Raw genomic sequence first — 13,067 nt, 5'->3', positions numbered from 1 at the left:
AGCGGCGTCGTACTCTGAATGGGTGCCTTCGACATCGGGTCTGGCCTCGACGGTGGAACACGATCAGGCGGTTGGACGTCTTCGCGAGTCCTACCGACGGATCCCCACGGGCGAACCGGTTCGGCTGGCGAAACGCAGTTCGAACCTGTTCCGCCCGCGCACCGATGTGGCGACACCCGGGCTTGACGTGTCCGGCCTGACCGGCGTACTCGAGGTGGATGCGGCTGCCCGGACGGCCGACGTACAGGGCATGTGCACGTACGAGGATCTCGTCGCCGCGACCCTGCCGTACGGGCTGGTCCCGATGGTGGTGCCGCAACTGAAGACGATCACGCTGGGCGGCGCCGTGACCGGGCTCGGGATCGAGTCGTCGTCGTACCGGGCCGGTCTGCCGCACGAGTCCGTCCTCGAACTCGACATCCTCACCGGCGCCGGCGACGTCGTCACCGCCCGGCCGACCGGCGAGCACGCTGACCTGTTCCGCACGTTCCCCAACTCCTACGGCTCCCTCGGCTACGCGACCCGACTGCGGATCGAGCTCGACAAGATCTCACCGTACGTCGCACTCCGGCACGTGCGTCTCGGCCTCGACCAACTCGCACCCGCGATCGAGCAGATCGTTGCCACCGGCACCTACGACGATGCGCCCGTGCACTTCGTCGACGGGGTCGCGTTCAGCCCGACCGAGGCGTACCTGACGCTCGGCCGCAACAGCGACGCCGTCGTGAAGACCAGCGACTACACCGGCCAGCAGATCTACTACCGATCGATCCGGCAACGACCGATGGACTTCCTCACCGCATACGACTACCTCTGGCGCTGGGACACCGACTGGTTCTGGTGCTCGGCGGCCTTCGGCGCGCAGAACCGGTACGTCCGGCGACTGTGGCCGCGTCGCTTCCGGCGCAGCGACGTGTTCCACAAGATCATCGGTTTCGAGAACCGCCATCAGGTTGCCGCGCGTATCAATCGCCGCCGGGGCCAGCCGGATCGCGAACGCGTCGTCCAGGACGTGGAGATTCCGGCTGATCAGCTGGCCGGGTTCCTGCGCTGGTTCGACGCCGAGGTGGGGATGCGGCCGGTCTGGCTCTGCCCGCTCCGGCTGCGTTCCGGCGAGTCCTGGCCGCTGTACCCACTCGCGCCCGACGTGACGTACGTGAACGTCGGCTTCTGGGGCACCGTGCCGATCGCCCCCGGCGCCTCGGACGGCGATATGAACCGTCGGATCGAGGCCGCCGTCGCCGACTTCGGCGGGCACAAATCCCTGTACTCCGATGCGTACTACGACCGCGACACCTTCGACCGGCTCTACAACGTCCCGGCGTTGACCGAGGTGAAACGACGCTACGACCCCGATGCCCGGCTCACCGGGCTCTACGAGAAGGCGGTGGCACGCCGATGACTGCAACACTGACTCAGGTCTCGATCGCGGAAGCGCTCACCACGGTGACCCCGGACGGACTCCCGTTCCGGTTCACCGCGTACGACGGCAGCGCGACCGGGCCGGAGGACTCCCCGATCCACATGCACCTGGCGACCGAGCGCGGTCTTTCGTACATCCTGACCGCGCCCGGCGATCTCGGCATGGTCCGCGCGTACGTCTCCGGTGATCTGGAGATCGAGGGCGTCCACCCGGGCGACCCGTACGAGCTGATGAAGATGATGCTCAACCACGTCCACTTCGAACGGCCGACGCCGTCGGAGGCCCTCCGGATCGTCCGCGGCCTCGGCTGGAACCACCTGAAGCCGCCGCCCCCACCGCCTCAGGAACACCTGCCGAGGTGGCGTCGCACGTTCGAGGGTCTGCGGCACTCGCGGACCCGGGACAAGGCCGCGATCCACCACCACTACGACGTGTCGAACACCTTCTACGAGTACATCCTCGGTCCCTCGATGACGTACACGTGCGCTGTCTATCCGGCGGCTGACGCTTCGCTGGAGGAGGCACAGTACGAGAAGTATGACCTGGTCGCGCGGAAACTGGATCTCCGCGCCGGTCAACGTTTGCTCGACGTCGGCTGCGGCTGGGGTGGCATGGTCCGGCACGCGGCCCGCGAGTACGGCGTACGGGCGCTCGGCGTCACCTTGTCGGCCGCACAGGCGGAATGGGCCGCGGCCGCGATCAAACGCGACGGCCTGGAAGACCTGGCCGAGGTCCGCTTCAGCGACTATCGAGACGTGGCCGAACGGGACTTCGACGCCATCAGCTCGATCGGCCTGACCGAACACATCGGCGTCCGCAACTACCCGTCGTACTTCGGCTTCCTGCTCGACCGCCTTCGTCCCGGCGGCCGGCTGTTGAACCACAGCATCACCCGTGCCGACAACCGCTACCGCTCGGTCGGCGCGTTCATCGACCGCTACATCTTCCCCGACGGCGAACTCATCGGCTCCGGCCGCATCATCACCGACGCCCAGGACGCCGGCTTCGAAGTCCGCCACGAAGAAAACCTCCGCGAACACTACGCGTTGACGCTGGCCGCCTGGTCCCGCAACCTCAAGTCCCACTGGGACGAAGCCGTAACCGAAGTCGGCTACCCCACCGCCAAAATCTGGGGCCTCTACCTAGCCGCCTGCCGAGTAGGCTTCGAACAAAACACCACCCAACTCCACCAAATCCTCGCCGTAAAACTAGACGACGAGGCGAACGCCCACTTCCCCCTCCGCCCCACCTGGGGCGCCTAACCCGTCGGCCTCGCTACACCCACTGACGGCTTGCCGTGCCGCTGACGTGTTACAACCCGCCAGCGGCGACCGAACCAGCCATCGGGCAGCCCGGCGGCCGAGCGGGTCGCGCGCCTTTCGGTTGGTTTTCGGTGGGGGTCCGACATAGTGGGTGCGGGTCGTCGGGTGGCTAGGGAGATGGCGTGAAGCTTGGGGCTCGTACTGCGGCTGTGGTGGCGGTTGCCGTTCTGGCGGCGGGGTGTCAGGACGGAGGCGACGGGGAGGCGCAGCCGTCGGCGGGAGCGTCGGATCCAACGACTACGGCGACTGCGCCCGTACCGTCGTCGGCGCGGCCGTCTACGCCGGAGACGACCACTGCGCTGCCGCAAGGGCCGGTGCGGTTGGCGGTCGCGGGGACGGTGGCTACCGGAATCGAGGTGCCGTGGGGGCTCGACTTCCTGCCGGATGGCAGTGCGCTAGTGGCGGAGCGGGACAGCGGGCGGATCAAACGTGTCGCGGGCGGCCAGGCGGCGGAGGTAGGGACGGTGGACGGCGTGGATCCGTCTTCCGAGGGTGGCTTGCTGGGGTTGGCAGTGGATCCGCAGTACCCACGCAGGCCGTACGTCTACGTCTACTACTCGACCGGTGACGACAACCGGATCGCGCGCCTCACCTACCAAGGCAACCGGATCAGCCAGCAGCAAGTGATCCTCGACGGTATCCCAGTGGCTGCCGTCCACAACGGAGGCAGGCTCACGTTCGGACCGGACGGATACCTGTACGCCGGCACCGGGGACGGCCGGGAAGAACCCAACTCGCAGAGCGACGAGTCCCTGGGCGGCAAGATCCTGAGGATCACTACCGAGGGGCAGGCCGCACCCGGCAACCCCGGCGGGCGGCGATGGTTCTCCAAGGGACATCGCAACGTTCAGGGGGTCGCGTTCGGCGGGAACCAGTTGTACGCCGCGGAGTTCGGGCAGGACGAGTGGGATGAGCTGAACGCCATCACCAACGGGGCGAACTACGGGTGGCCCGCGGCCGAAGGGATCTCGGGACTCGACGGCATGGTGGACCCGATCGCGCAATGGCGGACCGATGACGCGTCGCCGTCCGGCATCGCGTTCGCCCAGGGTCACATCTTCATGGCGGGTCTGCGCGGTGAACGGTTGTGGGCGATCCCGGTCACCGACGGCCGGCGTACCGGGGAACCGCAGGCGTTCTTCACCGGCGAGTTCGGCCGGCTCCGGACCGTCGAGGCCGCGCCGGACGGGTCGTTGTGGCTGACCACCTCGAACACGGACGGCCGCGGCGACACCCGCGACGGAGACGACCGCATCCTCCGGATCACCATCAGCCGTTAGAGATTTCCCCTTTCTGGTACTAGTGGAGGGACACTACGGGAGGGAAGGTCTTGCAACGCATGGCACAGCCACTGGTCCACGACGGCCTGGTCGCATCGGCAGCCACCTACGCCGAGGCACAAGGGACGGTCGAATACCTGCGGAAGTACGGGATGGCAGGCGAGAGTCTGCTGGTCGTGGGGAGCGAGCTGCGGCTGGCCGAGAGACGCACCGGTACTTCGGTTCCGCGGCTCACCGCGGTCACGGCGGGGGTCGGCGGCGGACTGGGCCTGCTGATGGGGATCTTCGTCACGCTCGTCGCCGACACCAACATGACCGGGCTCGTCGTGGTCTTCTGGGGTGCCGCGTACGGCGTGATCGTGGGCGCGCTGGTCGGGCTGTTCCGCGGCCTGATCCGCAATCGGCCGGAGGCGGTCTCCACCGAGGTCGTGCCGACACGGTACGAGATCCGCTGCCCGGCCGCGGAAGCCTCGGTCGCCATCGCGCTCCTGCAACAGGACCAAGCGGCCTGACAAAGACGCTGGGCCCGAGGGACGAAACCCCCGGGCCCAGCGACAGGAATCAGATCCCGAGCTTGGCGTTCAGCAGCTCACGGACCTTGGCCGCGTCGGCCTGGCCCTTCATGTCCTTCATCACCGCGCCGATCAGCGCACCGGCGGCGGCCGGCTTCCCGGACCGCACCTTCTCGACCACGTCCGGGTTCGCGGCCAGCGCCCGGTCGATCGCCTCGATCAGGGCCGAGTCGTCCGACACCAGCGCCAGCCCGCGGGCCGCGATGATCTCCTCGACGGTCCCTTCGCCCTTGACCAGCCCGTCGAACACCTGCCGAGCCAGCTTGTCGTTCAGCGAACCCTCGTCGACCAGCTTCTGCACCTCGGCGACCTGAGTCGCGCCGACGCCGAGGTCGCCCAGGTCGTTGCCGCTCTCGTTCGCCGCCCGCGCCAGCTCGCCCAGCCACCACTTCTTCGCCGCGGCCGGCGTGACGCCCAGCTCCACGGTGCCGACGATCAGCTCGAGCGCACGGCCCTTGACGACGTCCCGCATCTCCAGGTCGGTGAAGCCCCACTCCGTCTGCAGCCGGGCCTGCCGGGCAGTTGGTGCCTCAGGCAACGAAGCACGCAGCTCCTCGACCCACTCGCGCGACGGCGCGACCGGGACCAGGTCGGGCTCCGGGAAGTACCGGTAGTCCTCGGCGTCGGACTTCTCCCGGCCCGAGGTGGTGATGCCGGTGTCCTCGTGCCAGTGCCGCGTCTCCTGCACGACCTTCCCGCCGGACGCCAGTACGGCGGCCTGCCGGGTGATCTCATACGTCACCGCGCGCTCGACCGAGCGGAAGGAGTTCACGTTCTTCGTCTCGGTCCGGGTGCCCAGAACAGTGGAACCCGACGGCTTCAGCGACACGTTGGCGTCGCACCGCAGCGATCCCTGGTCCATCCGGACATCCGAGACGTCGAGCGCGAGCAGCAGATCGCGCAGCATGCTCACGTACGCCTTGGCGACGGCGGCGGCCTTCTCCCCCGGCACCTCGATCGTCTTGGTGACGATCTCGATCAGTGGGATACCGGCCCGGTTGTAGTCGACCAGCGAGTGCGAGGCGCCGTGGATCCGGCCGGTCGCGCCGCCCACGTGGGTGGACTTGCCGGTGTCCTCCTCCATGTGCGCGCGCTCGATCTCGATCCGGTACGTCTCGCCGTCGACGGTGACCTCGGTCCAGCCGTTGAACGCGATCGGCTCGTCGTACTGGGAGGTCTGGAAGTTCTTCGGCATGTCCGGGTAGAAGTAGTTCTTCCGGGCGAACCGGCACCACTCGGCGATCTCGCAGTTCAGCGCCAGGCCGATCTTGATCGCGGACTCGACCGCGCGCGCGTTCACCACCGGCAACGCGCCCGGCAGGCCGAGGCAGACCGGGCAGGTCTGGGTGTTCGGCGGCGCCCCGAACTCGGTCGGGCAGCCGCAGAACATCTTCGACTTCGTGTTCAGCTCGACGTGGACCTCGAGGCCCATCACCGGGTCGTACTGCGCCAGCGCGTCGTCGATCGCGAAGACAGCAGCGGTCATCGGGTCACCTCCAGCTCCGGAGCCTTCGTCATCAGTACGCCGCCCCACTGGTCGGCCAGCGCGGCCTCCAACGCGGAGCCGACCTGGTACAGCAGCTCGTCGCGCATCACCGGCGCCATCACGTGGAAGCCGACCGGCAGGCCGTCCTCGTCGGCCAGGCCGCACGGGAACGACGCGGCCGCGTTACCGGCCAGGTTGGACGGGATCGTGCACAGGTCGTTCTTGTACATGGCGATCGGGTCGTCCACCCGGTCGCCGATCGCGAACGCGGTGGTCGGCGTCGCCGGCGACACCAGCACATCCACCTGCTCGTAGGCCTTGGTGAAGTCCTGCGCGATCAGGGTGCGGACCTTCTGCGCCTGGCCGTAGTACGCGTCGTAGTACCCACTCGACAGCGCGTGCGTGCCGAGCATGATGCGGCGCTTCACCTCGGCGCCGAACCCGGCCTCGCGGGTCAGGCTCATCACCTTTTCCGCGCTGTTCGCACCGTCGTCGCCGACCCGCAACCCGTACCGCATCGCGTCGAACTTGGCCAGGTTGGACGAGGCCTCGCTCGGCAGGATCAGGTAGTACGCGGGCAGGGCGTACTGGAAGTGCGGGCAGGACACCTCGACCACCTCGGCGCCGAGCTTGGTCAGCAGCTCGACCGCCTCATGGAAGCGCGCCTCGACACCCGGCTGGTACCCCTCACCGCCGAGCTCCTTCACCACGCCGATCCGCAACCCGGCCACATCCGCGCGACGGGCCGCCTCGACGACGGCCGGCACCGGCTGGTCGATCGAGGTGGAGTCCAGCGGGTCGTGGCCGGCGATCACCTCGTGCAGCAGGGCCGCGTCGAGAGTCGTCCGCGCACAGGGACCTGGCGTGTCCAGGCTGCTCGCGAGTGCGATCAACCCGTACCTCGACGTCCCGCCGTACGTGGGCTTGACGCCGACCGTACCGGTGAAGGCACCAGGCTGCCGGATCGAGCCGCCCGTGTCCGTCCCGATCGCGAGAGGCGCCTCGTACGCCGCCAGCGCGGCCGACGAACCACCACCGGAACCACCCGGGATCCGGCCCAGGTCCCACGGGTTGTGCGTGGTCCCGTACGCCGAGTTCTCGGTCGAGGAACCCATCGCGAACTCGTCCATGTTGGTCTTGCCGAGGATCACCACACCGGCCGCCTTCAACCGCTGCACCACGGTCGCGTCGTACGGCGGTTTCCAGCCCTCGAGGATCTTCGAGCCGGCCGTGGTCGGCACACCCTCCTGGGTGAGCACGTCCTTCAGCGCCAGCGGGACCCCGGCGAGCGGGCCGAGCTTCTCCCCCGCAGCCCGCTTCGCGTCGACGGCGGCGGCCTGCGCGAGCGCGCCCTCGGTGTCCACGTGCAGGAACGCGTGCACTTCACCGTCAACCGCACCGATCCGGTCCAGGTGGGCCTGGGCGATCTCCACAGAACTCGTCTGGCCGGACGCCATCAGCTCGGACAGCTCGACCGCGGTCTTGCGAATCAGCTCGGTCATCAGGCCTCCTCGTCCAGGATCCGCGGCACCCGGAATCGCTGCTCCTCCGCGGCCGGCGCGCCGGACAGCGCCTGCTCCGGCGTCAGGCACGGCACGTTCACGTCCTCGCGCATCACATTGGTGAGCGGCAGGGCGTGCGAGGTCGGCGGGATGTCGTCGGCGGCCACTTCGCTGACCTGCCCGACCAGGCCGATGATCTGGTCCAGCTGGGGTGCGAGGTGGTCGAGCTCGTCGTCGGTGAGCTCGATCCGCGCCAGTCGCGCCAGATGGGCGACCTCTTCGCGGGTAATCGATGGCATGAAAGGGATCCAATGGTTCGCAGGATGGCCGTGACCGCGGTTCCGGTCCGGACCCCGGCCATCTTAGTGGGAGGGGTTGACCGGATGCTCACGGATATGCACAGGCCTGCCGGCACAAGCGGGTTCGGTGTGAGAAGAACCCGGTTGGGTGTGAGAAGTACTGGGCTCATCAGTTGAGAAGGCCCGGCGTGTCCTGGGGTTCCGCTCTGTAACATTGGCCGCGACAGGGCGTGACTTGCGTGGTACAGGGCTGGGAGATGATCGTTCGGTGTTCCTGCTGCGATTGATCCTCCCGGACCGACCCGGTTCACTCGGCACCGTGGCCACGGCTCTCGGTGGAGTGAGCGCCGACATCCACGCCATCGAGATCGTCGAGCACCGCCGGGAGAACGGCACCGCCGTCGACGACGTCGTGGTCGACCTGCCAAACGGCGTGCTGCCCGACCGTCTGGTCTCGGCGTGCAACAGCGTGCCCGGGGTCGAAGTGATCTGGTTCTCCCGGTACGGCGCCGGCGGTGGGCTGCACATGGACCTCGAGGCCGTGGAGCAGATGACGTCCGCACCGGCCGATGCGGTCGACATCCTGGTCGAACAGGGTCCGTCGGTGCTGCATGCCGACTGGGCCGCGCTGCTCGACGGCACCGGCGGCGAGGTGAAGGTCGCGCTGGAGACGAGCGCGACGCCGGAGTTCGGCGACCTGGTCGACCACTGGCTGCCCCTGGACAAGGCGTCGACCCTGCAGGCCCCGGCCCACAAGGGCCTGGCCGAATCGGTCCTGGTCGCCGCCCCACTCGAGTCGAACCGCCGCATCATCGTCGTCGGCCGCCGCGGCGGCCCCGAATTCCTCGCCTCCGAGGTGGCCCGCCTCAGCTACCTCGCCAACCTGGCCGTAACAATCCGAGCCACCGCCTAACAGCACCCCAATCCCGTACGCCGCCCGCCCGGCGCGCCTCCTTCCGCAGCACCGGGCCACCGCACAACCCCAGCACCGCCCGCCCTCACCCGCCCGCGTGCGTGCGCGACTCACTCCACCAACGGCAGAGGCCTCCCGCCCCAAGTTCGGGGAGGGAGGCCTCTGAGACGTGGGTTCAGGTCAGCTGGAAGTAGGCGAGGGTCCATAGGCCGGCGATGATCAGCAGGATGACCGTGCCGACCAGGGCGACGATGATGATCGCCTGGGTGTTCTTGCCGTCGGCGTCCGGCAGGTCGAACTGGGTCGGCCCCCACGGACCACCACCATCGACCCGGCGGATCGCCTCCGGGGGTGGCTTGGCCACCTCCCGGGACTCCCGCTTCTCCGGCTGGAACTTGATCATCGCGCCTCCGACGCCCAGCATCCCACGACCGCCCAAGCCCATCCCACCCATCACGCCATCCCACCCATCACGCCGTCCGACCGATCACACGGGCCGGCCGATCACACCAACTCGGCCGGCCCGGGCGATCACACGTAGAACGACTCGTAGCCGATCTCGGCGTCCATCGACAGGTAGTCACCCGAGGTGCCGCGGGAGGTGATCTGCACCTTCCAGCCGTTCACGTAACCGGCGTACGACTTGCCGTCGCCGCGGGCCGCGAACCAGGCCTTCAGCGCCGCCAGGTCCGGGGTCTTCACCGACGCGAACGCGTCAGCCAGCGCCGCCGGGTAGGCCGTCTTCACCTCGGCCGCGCTGCCCGACACCCGGGCGTTCAGGATCCGGATGCCGCTGCTCGAACCGCCGATCCCGGAGATGGACTGCGAGCCGTACTCGCCGACCTTCTTCCGGCACAGCACCTGGCAGTCGTACTTCTTCGCCCGCAACGTCGCCTGCAGCTGAGCCGAAGTGGTCTGGAACTCCTTGCGCGGCAGGTCGAACGAATCGGACCCGGACTTCCCGCCGGACAGCTGCAGCGACTCGCCGTCGTTGCGGAGCTCGAACTCGCCCCAGGTGCTGCCGACCTTCTGCGACTTCTGGCCGTTCTTCACCGCCTGCTGGACCTTGGCGACCTCGCTGCCGCCGAACGTGTCGTTGCCGACCGCCTGCAGCGCCGCGTCGAAGGTGACCGCCGCGTTGTTCACGTTGTCGGAGTCGTCGGAGCTGATGATGACGCCGATGATCGTGCCGTCCGGCTGGAACTGGAAGACCGCCTCGGCCTGAGTCGGGCCGTTGTACTTGAAGCAGCCACGGTGGGCACCCTGCGCGCCGTTGAACAGGTCGCTGCACTGATACCCGTCGGCCTGCAACTTGTCGGTCGCGGTCTTCGCATGACCGGTCGCGTTGCCCAGCTCGCCCGTCGGAGCGCTGGTCGGGTCGCCGCCCGGGGTCTCCTGGCTGGTGGTCGGCTGGCTGGTCGACGTGGTCGGGTTGGCCTCCGGCTCGTCGTCACCGCCGATCGCGCGAACGCCGAGGAAGATCAGCAGGCCGATCAGTACGACACCGATCACGCCACCACCGATGAACAGCGGCATCTTGTCCTTGCCGAAGCCGCCACCCGAACCCGGACCACCGGGACCGCCACCCTGCCAGGGCTGCTGGCCACCGCCCTGCTGCTGGTGCCAACCGCCTTGCTGCTGACGGTTCTGGCCCCACGACTGTTGCTGGTATCCGCCGCCCTGCTGGGGGGTCTGCTGAGGGTTCTGCTGGCCGGGACGCTGCCCCCAGCCGGTCTGCCCCGGCTGCTGGCCGCCCTGACCACCCTGTCCGGGCTGTCCACCCTGGCCCGGCTGTCCACCCTGACCCGGCTGCTGCCCACCCGGCCCGTACTGCCCGGGCTGCGACTGACCAGGCTGCTGTCCCGGTTGCGGCTGACCGGGCTGCTGGCCCCAGCCGCCGCCTTGCTGAGGCTGCTGCGGCCGCTGGCCCCAACCACCCTGGCCCGGCTGCTGTTGTCCCCAGCCGCCCTGACCCTGACCCCCTTGCTGCCCGCCCGGCTGGCCCCCCGGCTGCCCAGGACCCCACGGTCCCTGTGGCGGCGTCGTCATATTCACTCCTTAGAACCCACGTGTAGACGTTGCAAACTAACAGTCCGACGGGCCAGTAGCCCCGGCGGATCCACCGCAACAGAGTGTGTACTACGCCTCGCCGGGCTCGGGCGTCGCGGCCACCTCGGCCGCTGCCTCCGGACCCTGCTCCAGCAGCACCCGGAATCCGGCCGCGTCCAGGATCGGCACGCCGAGCTGGACCGCCTTGTCGTACTTGGATCCCGGCGAATCCCCGACCACCACGAACGACGTCTTCTTCGACACCGAACTCGCCACCTTGCCACCGCGCGACACGATCGCCTCGGTCGCCTCGTCCCGGCTGAAGCCCTCTACCGTCCCGGTCACCACGACCGACAGCCCGGTCGCCGTCTGCTCGACCGTCGGCCCGGTCCGCTCCTGCCGGAACCGGACCCCGGCGGCCTTCCACTTCCGGACGATCTCCTGGTGCCAGTCGACCGCGAACCACTCGATCACCGCGTGCGCGATGGTCGGCCCGACGCCCTCGATCTCGGCCAGCTCTTCCTCGCCGGCCGCCTCGATCGCGTCGATGTGGTCGTACGCCGCGGCCAGGGCGGCGGCAGCGGTCGGCCCGACGTGCCGGATCGAGAGCGCGACGAGTCCACGGGTGAGTGGCTGGGCCTTGGCCTGCTCCAGGTTCGCCACCAGGCGTTTCGCGTTCGCCGACAGCGAGCCCGCCTTCGTGGTGAAGAACGAGCTGCGGGCCAGCTCCTCCTCGGTCAGGCCGAACAGATCGCCCTCGTCGGTGATCAGCCCGTCGCCGATCAGCGCGTCGGCCGCCTTGAAACCGAGCACCTCGATGTCGAACGCGGACCGCCCGGCCAGGTGGAACAACCGCTCCCGCAACTGGGCCGGGCACGACTGCGCGTTGGGGCAGCGGATGTCCACGTCCCCTTCCTTCATCGGCCGCAGCGTCGTCCCGCAGGACGGACAGTCGGTCGGCATCCGGAACGGGTGCGCGTCGTCCGGTCGCAGGTCGATCACCGGGCCGAGGATCTCCGGGATCACGTCGCCCGCCTTCCGCAGTACGACGGTGTCGCCGATCCAGACCCCCTTGCGCTCGACCTCCTGGCTGTTGTGCAGGGTCGCGAACTCGACGGTTGACCCGGCGACTCGCACCGGCTCCATCACGCCGTACGGGGTGACCCTGCCGGTGCGCCCGACATTGACCTTGATGTCGAGCAGCTTGGTGGTGACCTCCTCCGGCGGGTACTTGTACGCGATCGCCCAGCGCGGTGCGCTCGACGTCGAGCCGAGGGCCCGTTGCAGGTCCACCTCGTCGACTTTCACCACCACTCCGTCGATCTCGTGGTCGACGGAGTGCCGGTTCTCGCCGTAGTACGCGATGAAGTCGTTGACGTCGGCGAGCGTGTCGAGCCTGCGGGCCCGGTCGCTGACCGGGAGACCCCAAGCCTTCAGCTGCTCGTACGCCTCGGACAGTCGGCTGACGTGATACCCGTCGACCTTGCCGAGGCCGTGGACCACGAACCGCAGCGGGCGCGTCGCGGAAACCCGCGGATCCTTCTGCCGCAGCGATCCGGCGGCGCTGTTGCGCGGGTTGGAGAACGGGTCCTTGCCTGCCTCGACGAGCTGCGCGTTCAGCTGCTCGAAGTCCTCGACCCGGAAGTACACCTCGCCCCGAACCTCCAGGAACGACGGCAGCTCATCGCCCTCGAGCTCGTTCGGGATGCTCTTGATGGTCCGCACGTTGAGCGTGACGTCCTCACCGGTCCGCCCGTCGCCGCGGGTCGCGCCGCTGACCAGCCGGCCGTTCTCGTACACCAGGTCGAGTGCGAGCCCGTCCACCTTGAGCTCGCAGAGGAAGCCGCTGTGGTTGATCTGCTGGACCGTGACCTCGCGCTCCAGCCGCTTCGCCCAGGCCTCCATCTGCTCGGCGGAGAACGCGTTCGCCAGGCTCTCCATCCGCATCGGGTGCTCGACCGGCGCGAACAGGGTGGAGATCGGTACGCCGACCTTCTGCGTCGGTGAATCCGGCGTCCGGAGCTCCTGGTACTGCTCCTCGATCCCCTCCAGCTCATGCATCAACGCGTCGAAGTCCGCGTCCGAGATCGTCGACGTGGCCATGTAGTACCGGAACCGGTGCTCCTCGATCTCCCGGCTCAGCTCGGCATGCCGCTCCCGCACCTCGGGCGGCGCGGCAGGCTGATCAGCGGCGGTCGTCTCCGGAATCTCCGTACTCATG

The 13,067-nt window shown here is 68.7% G+C and carries 11 protein-coding genes; 5 read left to right on the top strand and 6 right to left on the bottom strand.

What is annotated here, in order from left to right:
- The first annotated feature begins 22 nt into the window (after positions 1 to 22).
- From EV643_RS06530 to EV643_RS06515, 4 genes are all read left to right on the top strand, one after another.
- The gene (locus EV643_RS06530) at positions 23 to 1,402 is read left to right on the top strand and encodes an FAD-binding oxidoreductase (RefSeq protein ID WP_238165395.1); all 1,380 of its coding nucleotides are present in this window, start codon (positions 23 to 25) and stop codon (positions 1,400 to 1,402) included.
- Positions 1,399 to 2,685, top strand: coding sequence for an SAM-dependent methyltransferase (locus tag EV643_RS06525; protein ID WP_133799045.1), 1,287 nt, complete (start codon positions 1,399 to 1,401; stop codon positions 2,683 to 2,685). The genes EV643_RS06530 and EV643_RS06525 overlap by 4 nt, the downstream gene beginning before the upstream one ends.
- Positions 2,686 to 2,867: 182 nt before the next feature.
- Positions 2,868 to 4,025: a PQQ-dependent sugar dehydrogenase gene (locus EV643_RS06520; protein WP_133799044.1), complete on the top strand. Its 1,158-nt coding sequence runs from the start codon at positions 2,868 to 2,870 to the stop codon at positions 4,023 to 4,025.
- Positions 4,026 to 4,084: 59 nt separating this feature from the next.
- The gene (locus EV643_RS06515; protein ID WP_133799043.1) at positions 4,085 to 4,537 is read left to right on the top strand and encodes a general stress protein; all 453 of its coding nucleotides are present in this window, start codon (positions 4,085 to 4,087) and stop codon (positions 4,535 to 4,537) included.
- A gap of 49 nt (positions 4,538 to 4,586) precedes the next feature.
- Here the strand turns inward: EV643_RS06515 and gatB are convergent, their stop codons facing one another.
- The 3 genes from gatB to gatC are packed head-to-tail and all read right to left on the bottom strand — an operon-like array spanning position 4,587 to position 7,884.
- Positions 4,587 to 6,083, bottom strand: coding sequence for an Asp-tRNA(Asn)/Glu-tRNA(Gln) amidotransferase subunit GatB (gatB, locus tag EV643_RS06510; protein WP_133799042.1), 1,497 nt, complete (start codon positions 6,081 to 6,083; stop codon positions 4,587 to 4,589).
- Positions 6,080 to 7,585: an Asp-tRNA(Asn)/Glu-tRNA(Gln) amidotransferase subunit GatA gene (gatA, locus tag EV643_RS06505; RefSeq protein ID WP_133799041.1), complete on the bottom strand. Its 1,506-nt coding sequence runs from the start codon at positions 7,583 to 7,585 to the stop codon at positions 6,080 to 6,082. Before gatA ends, gatB begins: the two co-directional genes overlap by 4 nt.
- Entirely contained in the window at positions 7,585 to 7,884 is a 300-nt protein-coding gene (gatC, locus tag EV643_RS06500; RefSeq protein ID WP_133799040.1) for an Asp-tRNA(Asn)/Glu-tRNA(Gln) amidotransferase subunit GatC, read from the bottom strand. Before gatC ends, gatA begins: the two co-directional genes overlap by 1 nt.
- Positions 7,885 to 8,152: 268 nt before the next feature.
- Here gatC and EV643_RS06495 point away from each other — a divergent pair, with 268 nt between their 5' ends.
- The gene (locus tag EV643_RS06495; protein ID WP_133799039.1) at positions 8,153 to 8,797 is read left to right on the top strand and encodes an ACT domain-containing protein; all 645 of its coding nucleotides are present in this window, start codon (positions 8,153 to 8,155) and stop codon (positions 8,795 to 8,797) included.
- Positions 8,798 to 8,972: 175 nt separating this feature from the next.
- Here the strand turns inward: EV643_RS06495 and EV643_RS06490 are convergent, their stop codons facing one another.
- The 3 genes from EV643_RS06490 to ligA form a co-directional block, all read right to left on the bottom strand.
- Positions 8,973 to 9,200, bottom strand: coding sequence for a hypothetical protein (locus EV643_RS06490; RefSeq protein WP_238165394.1), 228 nt, complete (start codon positions 9,198 to 9,200; stop codon positions 8,973 to 8,975).
- Positions 9,201 to 9,328: 128 nt separating this feature from the next.
- Positions 9,329 to 10,846, bottom strand: coding sequence for a hypothetical protein (locus EV643_RS06485; RefSeq protein ID WP_133799038.1), 1,518 nt, complete (start codon positions 10,844 to 10,846; stop codon positions 9,329 to 9,331).
- A gap of 90 nt (positions 10,847 to 10,936) precedes the next feature.
- Complete coding sequence (gene ligA / locus EV643_RS06480; RefSeq protein WP_133799037.1) at positions 10,937 to 13,066, bottom strand: NAD-dependent DNA ligase LigA; 2,130 nt, start codon at positions 13,064 to 13,066, stop codon at positions 10,937 to 10,939.
- Between the last annotated feature and the right edge of the window lies 1 nt (position 13,067).

Origin of the sequence: Kribbella caucasensis, assembly GCF_004361855.1 — a bacterium.
Lineage (GTDB): Bacteria > Actinomycetota > Actinomycetes > Propionibacteriales > Kribbellaceae > Kribbella > Kribbella caucasensis.
This window is presented reverse-complemented; position numbering and strand designations above follow the sequence as displayed.

Excerpts from the sequence above, each read along its gene's own strand:
- ligA (WP_133799037.1), bottom strand. The coding sequence starts at position 13,066 with ATGAGTACGGAGATTCCGGAGACGACCGCCGCTGATCAGCCTGCCGCG.
- EV643_RS06515 (WP_133799043.1), top strand. The coding sequence starts at position 4,085 with ATGGCACAGCCACTGGTCCACGACGGCCTGGTCGCATCGGCAGCCACC.
- EV643_RS06525 (WP_133799045.1), top strand. The coding sequence starts at position 1,399 with ATGACTGCAACACTGACTCAGGTCTCGATCGCGGAAGCGCTCACCACG.
- EV643_RS06485 (WP_133799038.1), bottom strand. The coding sequence starts at position 10,846 with ATGACGACGCCGCCACAGGGACCGTGGGGTCCTGGGCAGCCGGGGGGC.
- EV643_RS06490 (WP_238165394.1), bottom strand. The coding sequence starts at position 9,200 with ATGATCAAGTTCCAGCCGGAGAAGCGGGAGTCCCGGGAGGTGGCCAAG.
- gatC (WP_133799040.1), bottom strand. The coding sequence starts at position 7,884 with ATGCCATCGATTACCCGCGAAGAGGTCGCCCATCTGGCGCGACTGGCG.
- gatA (WP_133799041.1), bottom strand. The coding sequence starts at position 7,585 with ATGACCGAGCTGATTCGCAAGACCGCGGTCGAGCTGTCCGAGCTGATG.
- gatB (WP_133799042.1), bottom strand. The coding sequence starts at position 6,083 with ATGACCGCTGCTGTCTTCGCGATCGACGACGCGCTGGCGCAGTACGAC.